Annotated in this window: 17 protein-coding genes; 9 read left to right on the top strand and 8 right to left on the bottom strand. The window is 69.2% G+C overall.

What is annotated here, in order from left to right; translation table 11 throughout:
* Positions 1 to 238: 238 nt before the first annotated feature.
* From BKA10_RS13535 to BKA10_RS13555, 5 genes are all read right to left on the bottom strand, one after another.
* Positions 239 to 2,569: an arylsulfatase gene (locus BKA10_RS13535; protein ID WP_183500442.1), complete on the bottom strand. Its 2,331-nt coding sequence runs from the start codon at positions 2,567 to 2,569 to the stop codon at positions 239 to 241.
* A 94-nt stretch (positions 2,570 to 2,663) separates the two neighbouring features.
* Positions 2,664 to 3,275 (bottom strand): hypothetical protein, encoded by a 612-nt coding sequence (locus tag BKA10_RS13540; RefSeq protein WP_183500444.1) that lies wholly within the window; start codon positions 3,273 to 3,275, stop codon positions 2,664 to 2,666.
* A gap of 13 nt (positions 3,276 to 3,288) precedes the next feature.
* Positions 3,289 to 3,636 (bottom strand): SHOCT domain-containing protein, encoded by a 348-nt coding sequence (locus BKA10_RS13545; protein ID WP_183500445.1) that lies wholly within the window; start codon positions 3,634 to 3,636, stop codon positions 3,289 to 3,291.
* A gap of 2 nt (positions 3,637 to 3,638) precedes the next feature.
* Positions 3,639 to 4,070 carry a DUF6325 family protein gene (locus BKA10_RS13550; protein WP_183500446.1) on the bottom strand — a complete coding sequence of 144 codons (432 nt, stop codon included), beginning with the start codon at positions 4,068 to 4,070 and terminating at the stop codon, positions 3,639 to 3,641.
* Positions 4,071 to 4,098: 28 nt separating this feature from the next.
* Complete coding sequence (locus tag BKA10_RS13555) at positions 4,099 to 4,770, bottom strand: GAP family protein (RefSeq protein ID WP_183500447.1); 672 nt, start codon at positions 4,768 to 4,770, stop codon at positions 4,099 to 4,101.
* Positions 4,771 to 5,004: 234 nt separating this feature from the next.
* Here BKA10_RS13555 and BKA10_RS13560 point away from each other — a divergent pair, with 234 nt between their 5' ends.
* The 5 genes from BKA10_RS13560 (at position 5,005) to BKA10_RS13580 (ending at position 12,844) form a co-directional block, all read left to right on the top strand.
* Positions 5,005 to 6,219: a glycosyltransferase gene (locus BKA10_RS13560; RefSeq protein WP_248199251.1), complete on the top strand. Its 1,215-nt coding sequence runs from the start codon at positions 5,005 to 5,007 to the stop codon at positions 6,217 to 6,219.
* Between the two features lie 2 nt (positions 6,220 to 6,221).
* Positions 6,222 to 7,319 (top strand): glycosyltransferase family 4 protein, encoded by a 1,098-nt coding sequence (locus tag BKA10_RS13565; protein ID WP_183500448.1) that lies wholly within the window; start codon positions 6,222 to 6,224, stop codon positions 7,317 to 7,319.
* 451 nt (positions 7,320 to 7,770) lie between these two features.
* Positions 7,771 to 8,736 (top strand): GlxA family transcriptional regulator, encoded by a 966-nt coding sequence (locus BKA10_RS13570; protein WP_183500449.1) that lies wholly within the window; start codon positions 7,771 to 7,773, stop codon positions 8,734 to 8,736.
* 142 nt (positions 8,737 to 8,878) lie between these two features.
* Positions 8,879 to 10,543: a SulP family inorganic anion transporter gene (locus BKA10_RS16980; RefSeq protein ID WP_183500450.1), complete on the top strand. Its 1,665-nt coding sequence runs from the start codon at positions 8,879 to 8,881 to the stop codon at positions 10,541 to 10,543.
* 84 nt (positions 10,544 to 10,627) lie between these two features.
* Positions 10,628 to 12,844 (top strand): ATP-dependent Clp protease ATP-binding subunit, encoded by a 2,217-nt coding sequence (locus BKA10_RS13580; RefSeq protein ID WP_183500451.1) that lies wholly within the window; start codon positions 10,628 to 10,630, stop codon positions 12,842 to 12,844.
* A gap of 7 nt (positions 12,845 to 12,851) precedes the next feature.
* Here the strand turns inward: BKA10_RS13580 and BKA10_RS13585 are convergent, their stop codons facing one another.
* The gene (locus tag BKA10_RS13585) at positions 12,852 to 14,216 is read right to left on the bottom strand and encodes a glucose-6-phosphate dehydrogenase (RefSeq protein WP_183500452.1); all 1,365 of its coding nucleotides are present in this window, start codon (positions 14,214 to 14,216) and stop codon (positions 12,852 to 12,854) included.
* Positions 14,217 to 14,272: 56 nt separating this feature from the next.
* Between BKA10_RS13585 and BKA10_RS13590 the strand changes: the two genes are divergently transcribed.
* Positions 14,273 to 16,066, top strand: coding sequence for a glycoside hydrolase family 15 protein (locus tag BKA10_RS13590; RefSeq protein WP_183500453.1), 1,794 nt, complete (start codon positions 14,273 to 14,275; stop codon positions 16,064 to 16,066).
* A 202-nt stretch (positions 16,067 to 16,268) separates the two neighbouring features.
* Here BKA10_RS13590 and BKA10_RS13595 read toward each other — a convergent pair whose 3' ends face one another.
* The gene (locus BKA10_RS13595; protein WP_183500454.1) at positions 16,269 to 17,558 is read right to left on the bottom strand and encodes an MFS transporter; all 1,290 of its coding nucleotides are present in this window, start codon (positions 17,556 to 17,558) and stop codon (positions 16,269 to 16,271) included.
* Positions 17,559 to 17,615: 57 nt separating this feature from the next.
* On the opposite strand from BKA10_RS13595, the gene BKA10_RS13600 reads away from it, so the two are divergent.
* Entirely contained in the window at positions 17,616 to 18,122 is a 507-nt protein-coding gene (locus tag BKA10_RS13600) for a helix-turn-helix domain-containing protein (RefSeq protein WP_183500455.1), read from the top strand.
* Between the two features lie 10 nt (positions 18,123 to 18,132).
* Here the strand turns inward: BKA10_RS13600 and BKA10_RS13605 are convergent, their stop codons facing one another.
* Positions 18,133 to 18,714 carry a nitroreductase family protein gene (locus BKA10_RS13605; RefSeq protein ID WP_183500456.1) on the bottom strand — a complete coding sequence of 194 codons (582 nt, stop codon included), beginning with the start codon at positions 18,712 to 18,714 and terminating at the stop codon, positions 18,133 to 18,135.
* Positions 18,715 to 18,878: 164 nt separating this feature from the next.
* Between BKA10_RS13605 and rraA the strand changes: the two genes are divergently transcribed.
* Positions 18,879 to 19,346 (top strand): ribonuclease E activity regulator RraA, encoded by a 468-nt coding sequence (gene rraA / locus BKA10_RS13610; protein ID WP_183500457.1) that lies wholly within the window; start codon positions 18,879 to 18,881, stop codon positions 19,344 to 19,346.
* A 118-nt stretch (positions 19,347 to 19,464) separates the two neighbouring features.
* Positions 19,465 to 20,040: an NADPH-dependent FMN reductase gene (locus tag BKA10_RS13615; RefSeq protein WP_183500458.1), complete on the top strand. Its 576-nt coding sequence runs from the start codon at positions 19,465 to 19,467 to the stop codon at positions 20,038 to 20,040.
* Positions 20,041 to 20,049 lie beyond the last annotated feature (9 nt).

Genomic DNA, 20,049 nt, shown 5'->3' on the forward strand with positions numbered 1-20,049 from the left:
CGTACGAGGGAGTCGCGGATGAACTGGCCGTCACCCTGGTCGACATGGGCGCCGACAACTTCGCCTACATCGGCACGCGCGCGACCGGCCCGGACGGGGTGCTTTCCTGCTCGTCGGGCCGAGTTGGAAAGGCGAGGTCCCCCGTGACGGATTCACCCGGGTGCTGCATCGGATGCCGCGGGCGAACGCCTCAGCGGCGCCCAGCTCACTCGGTGGCGGTGACGTGCCGCCACCAGGCTCATTCCACGGACAGCAGCGCGGCCGCCTCCAGCTCGAGGTCGCGGTACTGCTCCTTGCCGACGTCGATCGCCACCCCCAGCAGCTTGCCGCCGGTGAAGGGGAACGGGTTGGTGTACTGCCGGCTCACCGTGTCGGCGCTGTCGTAGCCGACGCACAGGCCGTCGCCGCACAGCGTGAACTTGCCCACCTGCGCCCGCATCGGACCCTCGTCCACGAGCTCCTCGTCGACGTAGAGCCGGCACGTTCCCACCGACTCCTTGTGCTCGCCGGCGCTCTCGCGGATGAACTCCATCCCGAGCACGTGCGGTCCGGGTGTCAGCTCCTTCGAGACGAACGTCTGCTCGGGTGGGATGCCGAGGAAGTTGTACACGTAATGCAGCTTGTTGTCCTTGATGAACAGGGCGTGACCGCCGAACCGCGAGCCATGCGCGAAGAGCACACCTTCGGCATCCGCCTCGAGATCGACGTCCGCCAGGATCTTGAACGAGCGACCGCGCACGTTCACCGCGACGCCCTCGGGCACGGGGCTGGTGTCGGGGTAGTAGACGTAGCGGTCTCGCGTCGGCTCGGCCTGGGGGCGCTCGGTCGTGAGCATCTCCATCACAGAACGGTCGTCCATCGGCAGCGCGTAATTCTTGTGCGCCTCTTCGAACCACGCGTCGACGAGCTCCTTCACCTTCTCGGGGTACTGGCCGGCCAGGTCATTGGACTCCGAGCGGTCGACATCGGTGTGATAGAGCTCCCACGCATCCTTGTCGAAATTGCCCTTGCCGTTCATCGGCGCGTGCGTCGCCGCAGCCTTCCAGCCGTCCTGCCAGATGCCCCGCGTCCCGCCGATCGTGTAGAACTGCCGCTTCTTCTGCGTCGGCGCATCGCCGTCGTCGAACGTGTAGCGCATCGAGACGCCGGGCAGCGGGATCTGCTTCACCCCCCGGTAGACGTCGGGCATCTCCAGCCCGATGATGTCGAGGATCGTCGGCACGATGTCGGTCACGTGGTGGTACTGGTGGCGGATCTCGCCCTTGGCCTGGATGCCCTTGGGCCAGTGGATCACCAGCGGGTCGCAGGTGCCACCGGCGTACTGTGCGTAGCGCTTGAACATCTGGTACGGGGTGCTGAAGGCGGCCGCCCAACCGGTCGGATAGTGGTTGTAGGTGTCGGGCGTGCCCAGCTTGTCGATCATCGTCATGTTCTCGGCGAGATCGTCAGGGTAGTTGTTGAAGTACTTGTTCTCGTTGACCGAGCCGCTCTCGGTGCCCTCTCCCGAGGCCCCGTTGTCGGCGCAGTAGAACACGATGGTGTTGTCGAGCTGACCGGTCTCCTCGAGATAATCGATGACCCGGCCGACCTGCGCGTCGGTGTACTCGCTGAACCCGGCGAACACCTCCGCCATCCGTGAGAACAGCCGCTTCTCGTCGTCGTTGAGCTCTTCCCACGGCTTCACGTGGTCGATCGGGTTCTGCTGCTCCTCGAGGATCGGATTGAACGGTGTCAATTGAGTGTCCTCGGGCAGGATGCCCTTGGAGATCATGCGCGTGAGCACCCACTCGCGGTAGGCGTCGTAGCCGTCGTCGAACATGCCCCGGTACTTTTCGGCGTAATCCTTGGGGCTGTGATGCGGCGCGTGGTTCGCGCCGGGGCAGAACCACATGTACCAGGGCTTCGACGGGTTCGACGCCTGCTGGTCGCGCAGCATGCGGATGGCCTGGTCGGCGAGGTCCTTGGAGAGGTGGTAGCCCTCTTCGGGGGTGTACGGCGCCTCGATGAAGTGGTTGTCCTCGACCAGGTCGGGGTACCAGTTGTTCGTCTCACCGCCCAGGAACCCGTAGAAGCGATCGAAGCCCATCTGCAGCGGCCACCGCGACCGGCTGCCACCCGCGGCGATGTCCTCTTCGGGGACGTCGTGGTCCTTGCCGATCCAGTACGTCGAGTAGCCGTTGTCCTGCAGGATATGGCCCATGCTCGCGCACTCGTCCGGGATCCGGCCCGAGTTACCCGGAAAGCCGTTGGTTGTCTCCATGATCGACGCGATGCGGTTCGTGGTGTGGTCGCGGCCGGTGAGCAGACACGAGCGTGTCGGTGAGCACAGCGCGGTGGTGTGCCACTGTGTGTAGGTCAGGCCGTTCTCGGCGAGCCGGTCGAGCGTCGGCATGTTGATACGGCCGCCGTACGGCGACCACGCGGCCATGCCGGTGTCGTCGAAGAGGACGACGAGCACGTTGGGTGCGCCCTCGGGCGCCCGCGTGAGCTCGTACGGCTTCCAATCGGGGACCGAGTCCCGAACGTCGAGGTTGATGACACCGCTGAATTCGGGCTTGTCGCCGGCCATGGCAATCTCCTTCGTCGCGATCAGGGTCCGAGTCCCACGCTAGCGAGGCGCCACTCGCGGCGTCACCCGGTTCACCCCGGGGGGATGAGCGTGGTCAGATCTTGATCGGAAAGGTCAGCAGCATGACGATCAGCACCAGGTCGATCGCCACCGCCAGTCCCAGCAGGGTGCGACCCACCCACGGGGTGAAGTCGCGCTGCGACAGCGCGGTCAGGAACAGCACGAGAGCGAACATCACCGTCAGCAGCGAGTAGTTGTCGCCGCGCTGGTTGTTCTCCAGCGCCTCGTCGAACTTGGCATCGGCGCGGGCGGACAGCTCAGCGGCCTCGACCGTTCCCGGCGGCACATACTCGGCCATCGCCATCGGTCCCCGCTCGATGCGTCCGCCCGCCTCCCACGCATCGAAGGCGACGCGGAACTCGGGAGTGAACCGCTCCTCGATGAACTCGACGAGCTCGGTGTCTTCGCCGCGCTCGGCGAGCACCCACTCGGTGTAGATCGTGAGGTCGTACTGCCGGGCGTCGCGCGCTTGACCGTCGGCCGCGGCGGCCTGGATGCGGGCACCCGAGGCCTGACTGAAGGAGATCGACATCTCGCCGCCCCACTTCGACGCCTCGAATCCGCACCACGCCGTCAGTACCGCCGTGATCGACAGCGTGAACACCGTGATGATGTCGACGATTCGTTCGCGCGTGGCTTCCTTCATCGGTTCGCGGGCGTCAGCTCAGGAGCTTGGCCTTAGCGGCGGCGAACTCCTCGTCGGTGATTACGCCGGCCTGCTTCAGGGAGGCGAGCTTCTGGAGTTCGGCGACGACATCCGTGCCGGCTGCCGGTGCCGCCGGAACGGCGGGTGCGGCCTGCTGCTGCGCTACCGCCTGTTGCGCGGCCGCCTGCATCGCAGCTTGCTGCTGCGCGGCCTCATACTGCTCCTGCTCGTACTGCGCCTGCGCTTTGCGCTGCTGGCCACCGGCCACGGCACCCGAGACGGCGGTGGCGGTGCCGGCGACGACGGCCGTGCGGGCGGCCATGCCGATGAGGCCGGGGCGGCCGATTCGACGTAGGGGCATGATCATTCTCCTTCTTCGTTTTCGATGACATCGACGATCGCGTTGACGACGGGTGCCGGGATCCGCTCCGAGCTGAGCACGACACCGCCGCTCGCGGCGAGCTTTGAGGCCAGTTCCCGGGCGAACACGAGTTCGAGCGCGATCAGCGCCGCCGAGGCGCCGGGCTCGATCAGCTCGGCGAGTTCGTCGATGTCGTCCTCGCCGGCGATGCCGACGGCGCCGAGCTCGACGTCACCGAAGCCGTACTCGTCTTCGTCGATCTCGGTCACGGTGACTTCGCCGTCGGCCGAGCGCGCCACGATGACGAAGTCGAGCAGCCGGACGGTGCCGCTGTCGAGCTGGGCGGTCAGCGCATCCATGACCTCGGGTGCGGGACGATCGCCCTCGAAGCCGACGAGGTACAGCTCGACGGGACCGTAGCGGAAATCTGCCATGGTGATCCTTCCTGATTGATGGAGCGGCTCAGAAGCTGCCGATCCCCTTGCCGATCATCGACACGCCGATGACGAGCAGCAGGACGGCCATGATGATCGCGTTCTCCCGGGCGAGCCAGCCGTGGAGCGCGTCGAGGGGACCACGCAGCTTGTCAGCGGCGAAGAGATAGCCGACCACGGGGACCAGCACGGTCGACCCGGCTATCAGGGTGTAGACGACGATGACGAGCGTCGTCGATCCGGCGTCGAGATCGTGCGCGCCGATCGCGGTGCCGGCGCCCACCGCCATGATGAGGTTCTTGGGATTGAGTGCCGACAGCAGGAAACCCAGACCCAGCGCGGTCGGGAACGACACCTTGTCGATAGCGGCCATCCATTTCGGCATGGCCGGCGCCACGCCGTCCCGGGGACGCTTGCGCCACTGGCCCAGCGCCATCACGATCAGCAGCACGCCCAGCACGAGCTGGATCACGCCCTTGATGGGCTGCGAGGCCGCGGCATCCTCTTCCGGCAGCACCGCCGACAGCAGCGTGAACACCGTCACCGCGACGACGATGCCCACGATCCAGCCCACGAGGAATCCGGTGCCGGTCACCTTCGCCTTGGGGGACAGGAGCATGAGGATCGCGGCGATGATCGGGATCGGGCTGATCGCGACACCGAGCGCGAGCGGCAGGATCTCACCTATGGCACCATTCACGGATCACTCCTCGCTCGCATCGCCGGATGAGACGACGCTATCGGTCCGCCGGTCGTAGCGGCAGGGAGCGGCGGCCCGGTCGCCCCGTGCGGGTGATGGTCCGGTGGACTCCATCGCCCACTGCGGCCTCAGATGGCGGGCGAGGCTCCGGGCGCGGGGAATCGCCTCCGGTAGAGTGGGGGTGCGCCGGCACATCTGGCCGTCGCGCCGCAGAGATAGGCAGCCACCGATCCCGTGACTCCCCCCGCGACCCCCGAACCCGCCGAAGCCGCGGACGAGCGCCGCCCCCTGACGATCGTCATGGCCGCAGACACCTTCGCCCCCGATGTGAACGGGGCGGCGCGCTTCGCCGAACGCCTGTCCGCCGGCCTCGCCGCCCGCGGCCACGATGTCCACGTCGTCACGCCCAGCGTCGGCCACTCCAAGCACGGCACCTTCACCGAGGTCATCGAGGGCCAGGACCTGACCGTGCACCGGCTGCCCGGATGGCGCTGGTACCCCCACGACTGGCTGCGATTCACCCTGCCTTGGATGAGCAAGCACTATGCCCGCCGGGTGCTGAGCCAGGTCAAGCCCGACGTCGTGCACAGCCAGTCGCACATCGTCATCGGTCGGGGACTCACCCGCATCGCGCACCAGCGGGGCATCCCCGTCGTCGCCACCAACCACGTGATGGCCGAGAACATCATCGACTTCACGACGCTGCCGCCGGTGCTCGACAAGATCGTCATCAAGCTCGCGTGGGACGATGCCAGGCGCACCTTCGACATGTCGCGCGCGGTCACGACGCCCACGCGCCGGGCAGCCGAGTTCCTCGAGCAGACCATCGACATCAGCGGCGTGGTCCCGATCAGCTGCGGCATCGACAAAGGCAACTACACCCCCGACCTCACGCCGCGCGAGCACACCCGCGTGCTGTTCGTCGGCCGGCTCACCACCGAGAAGCACGTCGAGGTCACGCTCGAGGCGATCGCAAAGCTCGTGCCCGAACTCGACCTGCACTTCGACATCGTCGGCGGCGGCGACCAACGCCGCAATCTGGAGCAGGCGGCGCACCGTCTCGGCCTCGATGAGCGCGTCACCTTCCACGGCCGCACGTCCGAAGAGGACCTGAGGGCGGCCTACACGCGTGCCGACGTCTTCGTGATCGCGTCGATCGCCGAGCTGCAGTCCATCGCGACGATGGAAGCCATGGCATCCGGTCTTCCCGTCATCGCGGCGAACGCGGTCGCCCTGCCCCACCTCGTGCACGACGGTGAGAACGGCTACCTGTTCGAACCGGGTGACGCCGACGACCTCGCCGGCAAGCTGCGCCGCGTACTGACCGCCCCGCCCGAAGAGTACCTGCGCATGCAGGAGGCCTCACTGAAGGGCGTCGAGATCCACGACATCGAGCGCACCCTCGACACGTTCGAGGCGCTCTACCGCGGCGAGCCGCTGCCGAGCTGACGATGCGCCTGTTCTTCGACGCGCGCTACATCCGCACCGACTTCCACGACGGGATCAGCCGCTACTCGGCAGAGCTCGCCGCTGCCGTGGCCGCGGAGGCCGCCGGCGACGTCGTCGAAGTGACGTTCCTGGTGTGGGACGACGCGCAGATCCCACTGCTGCCGGACGGGGCCGCGACGCTGAAGATCCACGGCCCGACGTCCTGGCGCGAGCCCGTCACCCCCCTCATCCTCAACCGGCACCGGCCCGATGTGGTCTTCTCGCCGATGCAGACGATCGGTGCGATCGGGCGGCGCTACCGCCTGATCCTCACGCTGCACGACACGATCTACTACCGGCACCGCACGCCGCCGCGCGACCTGCCGTGGCCGGTGCGGGTGGGCTGGCGCCTGTTCCACCTCTCGTACGTGCCGCAGCGGATCACGCTGAACAGCGCCGACCTGGTGGTCACCGTCAGCGAGACCAGCAAGCAGCAGTTCGCCGACGTCAGGCTCACGAAGCGTCCGGTCATCGTCGTGCACAACGCGCCGCAGCGGCTCGACCAGCAGCTGCCCGACGGGGTGACGGTGACCGGTGACGGCCCGGCGCGGAACCTCGTCTACATGGGCTCGTTCATGCCGTACAAGAACGTCGAGACGCTCGTGCGTGCCATGCCGCTGCTGCCCGGCCGCACGCTGCACCTGCTCTCGCGTATATCGCCGCAGCGCCGGCACGAGCTCGCCGCCCTCGCGCCGGACGCCGACATCGTCTTCCATGATGGGGTGACGGATGCCGCGTACGCGGCCGCCCTGGCCGATCACGCCGTGCTGGTGTCGACCAGTCGTGACGAGGGCTACGGCCTGCCGCTGGCGGAGGCGCTCGAGATGGGCGTGCCGGCCGTCGTGACCGACATGCCGATCTTCCGCGAGGTGGCCGGCGGTGGCGCGCTCTACGTGGACCCGGACGACCCGTTCGCCGTCGCCTCGACGGTGCGGTCGTTGGACGACCCGAAGGTCCGGGCTCGGGTGGTGGATGCCGGTGCCGCCCACATCGCGCAGTTCACCTGGCCGCGGTCGGCGCGCACGCTGCTCGACGCCGTCGCGTCGCTCGCGCGCCGCTGAGCCCGCGCCGCTGGTTCATCCGGCCGAAGATGTCGCCATGCCCTGGGTTGCCGACACTTCGCGACGGATGAGCAGGTTGCCGGTCCCCGCGCCCGGGTTCATCCGGCCGAAGGCGTCGCCATGCCGCGGGTTGCCGACACTTCGCGACGGATGAGCAGGTGCCCGTCCCCGCGCCCGGGTTCATCCGGCCGAAGGTGTCGCCATGCCCTGGGTTGCCGACACTTCGCGACGGATGAGTAGGCCGCCCGGCGCGCGCAGCGGGCTCAGGGTAGGCGACGCGGGTCGGTGGGGACGGCACGGAAGCCGTCGTTCGTCAGCGCGCGTACGGTGGCGCCGACGGCGCCCGCGGCGAGGGCTGCGAGGATGATGAAAAGGAACATGGCAGGAACACTACGCGCGGTGTGGGACTGCCACTAGTGGCAGGACTGCACATATGAGTATGATTTCTGCCATGCGTACCGTTGCCTGCATCGTCCTTCCCGGCTTCGCCCCGTTCGAGTTCGGTCTCGCCTGCGAAGCGTTCGGACTGGACCGTTCCGACGACGGCATCCAGAACTTCGACTTCCGAGTCATCACCCCAGAGCCGGGCGTCGTGCCGTCGAAGATCGGCTTCTCGCTCAACGTCGAGCACGACCTGTCATTCGCATACGAGGCAGATCTCGTCGTGGTGTCGCCGATCCCGCGCCCGTACTGGGGGAGCGTCGACGAGCGCGTCCTCGATGCGGTGCGCGCCGCCGCCGCCCGCGGCGCCTGGCTGCTGAGCGTGTGCAGTGGATCGTTCGTCCTCGGCGCGGCCGGGGTGCTCGACGGGCGTAAGGCGACCACGCACTGGATGTACGCCGACGTCATGGCCGAGATGTTCCCGGCGGTCGACATCGATCCGAATGTGCTCTACGTGCAGGACGGCCGCATCATCACCAGCGCCGGCACCGCCGCCGGCATCGACGCCTGCCTGCACCTGCTCCGCCTCGAACTCGGCGCCGAGGCGGCGAACACGATCGCCCGCCGCATGGTCGTGCCGCCGCAGCGCGACGGCGGCCAGGCGCAGTTCATCGCCAAGCCGCTGCCCGAGACCCGATCGCAGTCGCTGGCGATTGTCACCGACTGGATGCTCGAGAACCTGCGGCTCGATCTCACGGTCGATCAGCTCGCGGCACGGGCGCACATGTCGCCTCGCACGTTCGCCCGGCGGTTCAGGGCAGACCTCGGCACGACACCGGCGGCGTGGCTCGGGCGGCAGCGTCTCATCCAGGCGCAGCGGCTGCTCGAGCAGACCGACCTGGGTCTGGATGCCATCGCCTACGAGTGCGGGTTCGGCTCGGCCGCGGTGCTCCGCCAGAACTTCTCGCGCACCCTCGGCACGACGCCGACCGCGTACCGCGCGCGCTTCGCGTGCCCGGTCTCGATGGCATCCTGACCCGTCAACGCTCGCTCAACCGCATACATCTGACCGAGCCGGCTACCTATGGGCGGCCGGATCGTGTCGGGTCGAACGAGGCTATGCGGCTCGCGGTGATGCGAGCCGTGCACGCCGGTCGGCAGACCGTTAGCGTTGACGCGTGCGCATCGATCCACGGCGGTGGTTCTCCCGCAAGACGCTCGGCAGCGACGTCAAAGCCGGACTGGTGCTGGGCGTCGAGAGTGTGCCGGATGGTCTCGCGTCTGGGCTGCTGGCCGGGGTGAACCCGCTCGCGGGCCTGTACGCCTATCTGTTCGGCATGGTCGGCGCCGCATTCTTCACCAGCAGCACGTTCATGGCGGTACAGGCCACCGGCGCCATGGCACTGGTGGTCGCCGACGCCGACCTCGGCGCGCGACCCGACCCCGACCGGGCACTGTTCACCCTCGCGGTGCTGTGCGGCGTCGTCATGATCGTGGCCGGCCTCCTGCGCGCGGGCCGGCTGGTCGCCTTCGTCCCCACGGCGGTGATGACGGGCTTCATCACCGCCGTGGGCATCAACATCGTGCTCGGCCAGCTGTCGAATTTCACCGGCTACGCCGCAGTGGGGGCCAACCGCATCGTCAAGACCGTCGATCTGGCGTTCCATATCGCGCAGTGGAGCCTGCCGGCGGTGGTCGTCGGCGTCATCACGGGTCTGGTCATCGTCGTGCTCGAGCGCACGCCCGTCGGCAGTATGGGCCTGGTCATCGCGGTCTTCGTCGGCTCGGTGTGCGCACTGCTGCTCGACCTGTGGGTGCCTGATCCGGTGGTCCTGCTGCGCGACATCGTGACGGTGCCCGGCGGCCTGCCGGCCCCCGTCCTGCCCGACATCGGTGACATCGCGTACCTGATTGTCCCTGCCATCTCCCTCGCTTTCGTCGGGCTCGTGCAGGGGGCCGGGGTGTCGGCCGGCATCCCCACACCCGACGGCAAGCCCGCCGACGCGTCGCGCGACTTCATCGGTCAGGGTGCCGGCAACGTCGCCGCCGGGCTGTTCCAGGGCATGCCGGTGGGCGGCTCCATGTCGGCTTCGGCGCTGCTGGTCACCGCCGGCGCCAAGACGCGGCTGGCCCTGTTCGTCGCCGGGCTGGTCATGGTCCTCGTGATCCTCCTGGCATCCGGCCTGGTCGCCTATGTCGCGATGCCCGCGCTCGCCGCCCTGCTGATCGTCGTCGGTGTCGCCACGGTCAAGCCGAGTCGCGTGTACTCGGTGATCCGCAGCGGACCGCTGCAGACGGCGATCATGACCGTCACGTTCGTGCTCACCCTGCTGATTCCGCTGCAATTCGCGGTGCTGGCGGGGGTGGGGCTGGGCATCATCCTGTTCGTCGCGCAGCAGTCCAACCGGCTGCGGGTGCGGCGCGTGACACTGACCGCCGACGGCCGCATGCGCGAGGACGACCCGCCGCCGGTGGTCGGCGCCGGCGAGGTCGTGATCCTGCAGCCGTACGGCAGTCTCTTCTTCGCGAGCGCGCCGACGATGGAGAAGCAGCTGCCCGTCGTCAGCCGCGCGTCGACCGGCTCCATCGTCATCATCCGGCTGCGCGGCACCGACCACCTGGGGCTCGCCCTCATCGAGGTGCTGCGCCGGTACGCGCACGCGCTGCGCGACGCCGACGGCGCGCTCGTGCTCGTCGTCAGCGAGAAGCAGGTGCTCCGGCAGCTCGAAGTGGGGGGCATGGTGGCCGAACTCGGCGAGGAGAACGTGTACCACGGCAGCGAATGGGTCGGCGAAGCTCTGCGCCGCGCCTACGCCGACGCCCGCGAGCGCCTGGGTCGCTGAGGGCGCATTGCCCCGGCATCCACACGGTGATAAAGTTGAGTCCACAAGGCTCAACTTTGAGTCGGCATACTTTCGGGAGAACACATGAACGCACAACCCACGCCGGGGCAGGAGGACCAGCAGAGCGCCCTCGAGCAGTTCGGCATCAACCTCACCGACCGTGCCCGCAATGGCAAGCTCGACCCCGTCATCGGGCGTGACAGCGAGATCCGGCGCGTCAGCCAGGTGCTGACCCGCCGCACCAAGAACAACCCCGTGCTCATTGGCGAGCCCGGCGTCGGCAAGACCGCCGTCGTCGAAGGTCTCGCCCAGCGCATCGTCGCCGGCGACGTCGCCGAGTCGCTCAAGAACAAAGAGCTCATCACCCTCGACATCTCCGCACTCGTGGCCGGCGCCATGTACCGGGGCCAGTTCGAGGAGCGACTCAAGAGCGTGCTCAAGGAGATCACCGAGTCCGAAGGACGCGTCATCACCTTCATCGACGAGCTGCACACCCTCATGGGCGCCGGCGGCGGCGAGGGGTCGGTCGCGGCATCCAACATGCTCAAGCCGATGCTCGCGCGCGGCGAGCTGCGTCTCATCGGCGCCACCACCCTCGACGAGTACCGCGAGTTCATCGAGAAGGATGCCGCGCTCGAGCGCCGCTTCCAGCAGGTCTACGTCGGCGAGCCCAGCGTCGAGGACACGATCGCCATCCTCCGCGGGCTGAAGGGCCGGTACGAGGCCCACCACGGGGTGACCATCAGTGACAGTGCGCTGGTGGCCGCGGCCTCCCTCTCCAACCGCTACATCCCGTCGAGGCAGCTGCCCGACAAGGCGATCGACCTCATCGACGAGGCCATGAGCCGGCTGAAGATGGAGATCGACTCGAGCCCCGTCGAGATCGACCAGCTGCGCCGCCAGGTCGACCGCATGCGGCTGGAAGAGCTCGCGCTCAAGAAGGAGAAGGACGCGGCTTCCAAAGAGCGTCTGGCGGCGCTTCGCGAGCAGATGGATGCCGCGACCGCCGAACTGAAGGTCCTCGACGAGCGGTGGGAGCGCGAGCGTGCGGGCCTGAACCGTGTCGGCGACCTGAAGAAGCAGCTCGACCAGGCCTACACCGACCGCGACCGCGCACTGCGCGAAGCCGACTATGCCCGCGCGTCGCGGCTCGAGTACGAGACCATCAAGCGTCTCGAGCAGGAGGTCGCCGCCGCCGAGCGCGCCGAGCAGGACCCCGCCGAAGAGCGCATGGTGAACGAGCAGGTCACCGACGAGGACATCGCGGCCGTCATCGCCGCGTGGACCGGCATTCCGGTCGGGCGGCTGCTGCAGGGCGAGAGCGAGAAGCTCGTTCACCTCGAAGCCGAACTCGGCAAGCGGCTCATCGGGCAGAAGGAGGCCGTGAAGGCCGTGTCCGACGCCGTTCGCCGCTCGCGCGCGGGCATCAGCGACCCGAACCGGCCCACCGGGTCGTTCCTGTTCCTCGGCCCCACCGGCGTGGGCAAGACCGAGCTGGCCAAGGCGCTCGCCGAGTTCCTGTTCGACGACGAGCGGGCCATGGTCCGTATCGACATGAGCGAGTACGGCGAGAAGCACTCCGTCGCCCGTCTGGTCGGGGCCCCTCCCGGGTACATCGGCTTCGAGCAGGGCGGTCAGCTCACCGAGGCGGTCCGCCGTCGCCCCTACTCGGTCGTACTGCTCGACGAGGTCGAGAAGGCGCACCCCGAGGTGTTCGACATTCTGCTGCAGGTGCTCGACGACGGACGCCTCACCGACGGGCAGGGCCGGACCGTGGACTTCACGAACACGATCCTGGTGCTCACGAGCAACCTCGGTTCGCCGATCCTCATCGACCCGACGCTGTCGGCCGAGGTCAAGCGCGAGCAGGTCATGGACCTCGTGCGCCACGCCTTCCGGCCCGAGTTCCTCAACCGGCTCGACGACATCGTCATGTTCCAGGCGCTGAGCGAGGACGACCTCGCCCAGATCGTGGAGCTGTCGGTCGACGCGCTGCAGCGTCGCCTCAAGGACCGCCGGCTCACGCTCGCCGTCACCCCCGATGCCCGGGCGTGGCTGGCCGAGCGCGGGTACGACCCGCTGTTCGGCGCCCGGCCGCTGCGCCGCCTCATCCAGTCCGAGATCCAGGACCGTCTCGCCATGGCGCTGCTGTCGGGCGGCGTGCGCGACGGTGACATCGTGCGGGTGGACGTCGCAGCCGACGGCTCGCAGCTCGTGCTCACGAGCGAGGGTGCGGTGCCGGCGTCCACCCCCGGAGATGACGACGACGAGGTGATCGAGGCCGAGCTGCTCGACGACTGACGCCGGGTCACAGCTCCGGCCAGGCCGCCGGCCCGCCCGAGCCGGCCGGGTACTCGTCGAGGGGCACGTCGCCCCTCCGCCACGCGTCGAGCACCGGCTGCACGATGCGCCAGCTCTCCTCGGCGGCGTCGCCACGCACCGCCAGCGCGGCGTCGCCGTCGAGGATGCCGGACAGCACCTCGCCGTAGGCCAGCAGCTGCCCCTCGCCCAGGCGGGCGGTCAGCGCGGCACGATCCAGATGCAGCGGATCACCGGGGCCGTTGATGTTCAGCTCCAGCGACATCTCGTCGGGGCCCAGCGTGAACCGCAGCACCGACCCGTCGGCCGAACCGGTGAACCCCGTGGGCAGGTGCCGCACCGGCTTGAACCGGACCACGATCTCGGTGTGGCGCGCCCCGATCGCCTTGCCCGACCGCAGGGTGAACGGCACGCCCGCCCAGCGCGCGGTGCGGATCTCGCACGTCATCTCGGCGAGCGTCTCGGTCTGGCGGGCCGGGTCCACGCCGGGCTCGTCCACGTAATCCGGCACCGCGGTGCCCTGCACGGTCCCGGCCGCGTAGCGTGCCCGGCGCGAGCCGGCCACCGGGTCGTCGTGCCAGACGCGGGTGGCCCGCAGCACCGCGCACCGCGCGTCGCGCATGTCGCGCTCGCCCAGCGTCGACGGCGGCTCCATCGCGAGCACGGCCATGACCTGCAGCAGATGGCTCTGCAGCATGTCGACCAGCGCCCCGGCGCGGTCGTAGTAGCCGGCGCGGCCCTCCAGACCCAGGGTCTCGTCGTACCGGATCACGACCGACTCGACGTGATCGGCCGACCACACCGGCTCGAGCACGCGGTTCGCGAACCGGGCACCGAGCAGGTTGAGCGTCGTCGACCGGCCCAGGAAGTGATCGATGCGGAACACCTGCTCCTCGGGCACGATCCCGGTCAGCACCCGGTTGAGGGCGCGGGCGCTGGCCTCGTCCGAGCCGAACGGCTTCTCCAGCGCCAGGACCGTCCCCGCGGGCACGTGGATGCCGGCCAGAGCGTCGCAGGCTCGCGTGGTAACGGCGGGCGGCACCGCGAAGTACAGGATCGGCCGGTCCCCGGCATCCATCAGCAGCGATCGCAGATCGTCCGGGTCGGTGATGTCGGCGCGTCGGTAGGTCGTCGCGGCCACGCGGTCGTAGGCGGACTCGGCGCCGACGGTGGCGAACGCCGTACGCACCACGTCGCGCCATCGATCGTCATCGCCGTCCTCGATGGCGGCGCCGAGCAGCCGGACACGGCGGGCGGGCTCCCGGATCAGCAGTTGGCCGAGAGCGGGCAGGAGCAGGCGCGAGGTGAGGTCGCCGGACGCGCCGAGGATCACGAGCGTGGTGTCGTCGGTCATTCCCTCAACCTAACGCTGCGGTTCACATCGCACAGGGGGTTTGCGACCATGGGGGAATGCCCGCGCCGATTGAGGATTATGCCCTGCTCAGCAACCGCCGGACGGTCGCGCTCGTGTCGCGGCAGGGGAGCATCGACTGGCTGTGCCTGCCCCGATACGACTCGCCCTCCGTGTTCGGCGCGCTGCTGGGCGATGAGGAGCACGGCTGCTGGAGCCTGCACCCCGTCGACCGGGATGCCGATGTCACGCGGCAGTACGACGGTGACTCGTTCGTGCTCGTCACGCGGTGGGAGAGCGACGGCGGGGTGGCCGAAGTCCACGACTTCATGCCGCTGGACGGAGAGCGCGCCGACGTCGTGCGACGTATCGTCGGCATCTCGGGCACGGTCTCGTTCGAGACGCGCCTGTGGCTGCGCTTCGACTACGCGCGTGGCATGCCCTGGGTGCGGCAGGTGCCCGAGCCCGAGGGGCCCGCTCTGCTGGCCGTCGTCGGGCCGGGTGCCGTCGTCGTCCGCGGCGCGGAGCTGACCGCCGACGCGCACAGCCACCGCGGCATCCTCACCGCCGAGGCCGGCACCACGATCGACCTGACGATGACCTGGTTCCCGTCGCACCTGGCCGTGCCGGCGCGCGTCGACGTCGACGTCGTCTGCGAAGCCACGCGCACCTGGTGGCAGGAGTGGGCGGGCCGGATCGACCACACGGGCCCGCACCATGACAAGGTGGTGCGCTCGCTGCTGGTGCTGAACGCCCTCAGCCACGCCGACACCGGTGGCATCGTCGCGGCGGCGACCACGTCGCTGCCCGAGGAGTTCGGCGGCGAACGCAACTGGGATTATCGCTACGTGTGGCTGCGGGATGCCGCGATGACGCTCGAGGCGTTGATCGGGCACGGGTTCCTCGGCGAAGCCGAACGGTGGCGGGGCTGGCTGCTGCGCGCTGTCGCCGGCGACCCCGCAGACGTTCAGATCATGTACGGCATCGCCGGCGAGCGCGACCTGCCCGAGCGGACGCTGACGAGCCTGCCGGGGTACGCCGGCTCACGACCCGTGCGCATCGGCAACGGGGCGGTGTCGCAGTTTCAGGGCGACGTCATCGGCGAGGTGCTGCTGGCGTTGGAGGCGGCCCGTGCTGCGGGGCTGGAGGAGACGAGCTTCTCGTGGCCGCTGCAACGCGCGCTCGTCGAACGCGTCGTGGCGACGATCGACCGGCCGGACAACGGCATGTGGGAGATCCGCGGCGAACCGCAGAAGTTCACGCACTCACGCGCCATGATGTGGGCGGCGCTGGACTGCGGGGTGCGCGCGGTGATCGAGTCGGGCCTGGACGGCGATGGCGAGACATGGGCGCGGTGGCGCGACCGGCTGCGCGCCGAGATCGACGAGCAGGGCGTGCATCCGACCGGCGGTCACTTCGTGCAGTACTACGGGTCGGAGCAGCTCGACGCGTCGCTGCTGTTGCTGCCCGAGGTCGGGTTCTGCGCGCACGACGATCCGCGCATGCTCGCCACCGTCGACGCCATTGAGCGCGATCTCATGCGCGACGGCCTGCTGCTGCGTTACCGCACCGACACCGGGGTCGACGGGCTCGCCGGCGACGAGCACCCCTTCCTCGCGTGCTCGTTCTGGCTGGTCGAGCAGTACGCGGCGACGGGGCGCGACGCCGATGCGGCGGCGCTCATGGAGCGGCTGTGTGCGCTGACCAATGACGTCGGACTGCTGTCGGAGGAGTACGACGTCGACCATCGCCGGCATGTCGGGAACACCCCGCAGGCCTTCTCCCACCTCGCGCTCGTCCGCGCCGCTGACGCGCTCGCCGGGCGTCCCGAGGGCACCTCGCGCCGCCGGTGAACCGGGAACAGCTCAGTGGCCGTCGGGCGCCCGCGGCGACCCCGCGCGGGTCGGCCGTGGCGCCCACTCCGGCGGGCACGCGACGCTCGACCGTCGGACGATGCGGATCGACGCCTGCTGGCGGAACCGTTCGCGGTCGTATCGTCGACACCGGCCCCCGGTCGAAGATGCCGCCGGAGTGAACAGCGGTGATCCCTCCCGATCAGGCGCCGGGATCGGGCAGCGACCGGGTGGTCCAGAACGGGCCGGTCACGACGAACAGCGCGGAGGCCACTGATCCGACGGCGCCGATCCACATGGTGGCGGTCGTGCCGAGCCACGTGCCCAGGCCGCCGGCGGTCAGCGCCGCGAGGGGCATGACGCCCCACACGCAGAACCGGATCGAGGCGTTCATGCGGCCCAGCAGGCGCGGCGGCGTGATGCGCTGCCGGAAGGTGACCTGCGTGATGTTGTAGAGCAGAACGCTGAACATGGCGACGAAACCCTGCACGAGCACGATCGGGAAGGCGACGTCGGGGAATGTCGCCGCCAGTGGCAGCAGCAGCGCGATCGACGAGAACGCGATGGCGCCGATCGGGATCGCCGGGCCTTCACCCAGCCGCCGGACGATGTGCGGTGTCGCCATCGCACCGGCGACGCCGCCCAGCGAGCTGACCGCGAAGACGAGGCCCAGGCCTTCGGGCGTGATGCCGAGGGTCCGCAGCAGGAAGATCGGCATCAGCGTGAACGTCACCGTCGAGAAGAAGTTCGACACGGCCGTCGTGCCCACGATGCGTCGCAGGTACCGATTGCCGAACACCCAGCGCAGTCCCTCGCCGATCGAGCGGGCGAGCGGATCGTGCTCGGCGGCCGGCGCCACCCGCTCGTGATCGCGTGTGAACGCGAGCGCGAGCATCGAGGCGACGTAGGTGCCGGCGGTGACCAGGATCGCAAGCGGCGCGGTGATCACGCCGATGAGCCAGCCGCCCGCGGCAGGACCGGCGATGCCGGCGAGCTGCGCGGTCGTCTCGAACTTGCCGTTGGCCTCGGCGATCTGGCCGGGTCGCACGAGCGACGGGATGACGCTCTGGTACGAGACGTCGAAGAACACGGTCGCGATGCCCATCACGAGGGCGACGGCCACCATGTGCCAGATCTGCAGGGCGCCGAGCACCCAGAGCAGGGGGAGGGATGCCAGGGCGAGCGCCCGCACGAGGTCCGCGACGATCATGACGTGGCGTTTGCGCATGCGGTCGATCCACGCGCCGGCGGGGAGTCCCACCACGAGGAACGCGGCAGTGCCGGCGGCGTTCAGCACTCCGATCTCGAACTCCGTCGCGTGCAGGAGCAGCACGGCGAGAACCGGCAGGGCGAGCTCGGTGATCTGCGCCCCGAACTGACTGAGCGCCTGACCGCTCCACATCGTGAGGAAGTTGCGGTCGCGCCACAGTGACCCGAGCGAGACGTCGGCGGGAGCCGTGGTGAGGTCTTCCGGCTGAACCGATTGAGACATGTCGATCAGTCTGCGAGAGTGATTGGGAAAAGTCAATCACGGGAGTAGGATCAGTGCATGGACGATGACGAGGCGCGTGCCGCAGGCCGTGCGCTGAGTTCGCCGCTGCGGCTGCGCATTCTGCGACTGTGCCGCTTCGACGCGCGGACGAACAAGGAGCTCGCCGACCTGCTCGAGCTGAACCCCGGCACGATGCTCCATCACGTGCGCACACTCGTGGACACCGGCTTCCTCGCGCCGCAGCCCGAGCGCAGCGGGGCGCAGGGCGCCCGTGAGGTGCCGTATCTGGCGACCGGCCGGTCATGGAACGCGCCGATGGAGAACGCCCCGGCGCTGATCATGGAGACCGTGCGCCAGCAGGTCGCCCTCGCTGACCCTGACCGCATCTACTTCGGATGGCTCGGCCTTCGGCTGTCCGAGGCGCACAGGGACGAGCTCCATGGGCGGCTCAACGCCCTGTTCGCGGAGTACAAAGACCGGGAACCCGACGCCGACGGCGCAGACTACTCCCTCGCGGTGTTCCTGCACCCCGAAGGCACGCCCCCGGCATCCACCAGCCCCTGAGCGAGCAGCCCTACGCGTCGACGAGGAGTGAGTCGGCGGCCGAACGCCGGACGCGCGGCGCGGCCTCGCGCTCGCGCAGTGCCTCGGATGCCGATGCCGCATCGCCCAGCGTGCCGACGGCCATCACGGTCACGGCGGCGAGGCCGTCACCGAAGCCGAACGCCTCGGCGATCGCGTCGCGGTCGAATCCGCCCATCTGGTGCGTGTGCAGGCCCGAGGCGTGCGCCTGCACGGTGAAGTACGCGGCGGCCTGGCCGGTGTCGTAGACGGCCCAGCCCAGCGGCTTGTCGTCGAGCGTGGCGACGGCGGCGAACACGACCAGCACGGCGGCATCGCCGGCCCAGGTCTGGTTGAAGCCGATGAGGGACCCGACGATCGCCGCGTGCGCCTCAGTGCCGCGGCGCGCGACGACGAACCGCCACGGCTGGGTGTTGCTGGCCGACGGCGCCCACCGTGCCGCTTCGAGGGCGCTGGCCAGTGCAGCCTCGTCGATGGGCGTCTCGGCGTCGAAGATCCGCGTGCTCCAGCGCTCGGCGAGGACGTCGAGAATGGGGGCGTCGACGGTGGCGGTGCGGGTGAGGGTGGTGTGCATGGGGTCTCCTGGGGGTGTCGGAAAGAGACGCCATCGGCTCACCTGCAACTGTATGCGCCCCGCCTCGGTGCCAGCTGACCGTGTCTTCCCGAAGACGGAAGTCCCGTCGATCTTTCCGAATGGATGCCGGAGGTGACCCTCCCCGCGCGCGTAGCGTGGCAGCCATGACGATCGCGACGGCAGACCTCTACGACGAGCGCGGCGACGATCTGGACTCCCTCCCGCTGCAGCTGCAGGACATCGGCGGCCACCCAGCCTTCGACGGCCCGATCCGCACCATCCGCTGCCACCGCGACAACGCCCTGGTGAAGGCGACGCTCGCGACGCCCGGCGACGGCGCGGTGCTCGTGGTCGACGGCGGCGGTTCGCTCGAGTCGGCGCTGGTGGGGGATCTCATCGCGGCATCCGCCGTGGAGAACGGGTGGGCCGGGATCATCGTGCACGGGGCGATCCGCGACCGCACGGCGATCGGCGAGCTGCCGCTGGGGGTCAAGGCGCTGGGCTCGAACCCGCGCAAGAGCGCAAAGGACGGCGTCGGTGAGGTGGACGTGCCCGTGACCATCGCCGGGGTGATATTCGCGCCCGGCAACCGCGTGTGGGCCGACGCCGACGGCGTGCTCGTGGAGCGCTGAGACGCGTCGCAGTTCTTCATACGTGGGAATAGACCTTGCCCTGCCCGTGTTGGGGCGGGAGTACGTCCATGGCGGCCGCTGGAGCGGGCGCCCTTCTTCTGTCAGGAGCACACACAACATGACCGACCGGACCATCGGCTACATCGTCGGCAGCATCTCGTCGACCTCGATCAACCGTCGCCTCGCGACGGCGCTCGAGCGTCTCGCCCCCGAGGGCACCACGCTGGTAGAGATCCCGATCGCGGATCTCCCGTTCTACTCGCCCGATCACGACGCCGACTACCCGCAGGTCGCGCGCGACTTCAAGCAGGCCATCGCCGACGTCGACGGTGTCATCATCGTCACGCCCGAGTACAGCCGCTCGATTCCCGGTGTGCTCAAGAACGCCCTCGACTGGTCGGCCCGTCCGTGGGGTCAGGCCTCGTTCGACGGCAAGCCCACCGCCGTCATCGGCACCTCGGGCGGCGGTATCGCCACCGCAGCGGCCCAGCAGCATCTGAAGGCCATCCTCAGCCACTACAACGCCCCCACCCTCGGCCAGCCCGAGGGCTACATCCAGTCGCTGCCCGGTCTGATCACCGAGGACGGCGAGGTCACCGACCAGCAGACCGCCGAGTTCCTCGCAGCCTACCTCACCGCGTTCAACGGTCTCGTCGAGCGCGTGCTCTCGTCGCGCGAGGTCGTCGCGGCCTGAGTCTTGCGC

The sequence above is a fragment of the Microbacterium invictum genome, from assembly GCF_014197265.1.
Classification (GTDB): Bacteria; Actinomycetota; Actinomycetes; order Actinomycetales; family Microbacteriaceae; genus Microbacterium; species Microbacterium invictum.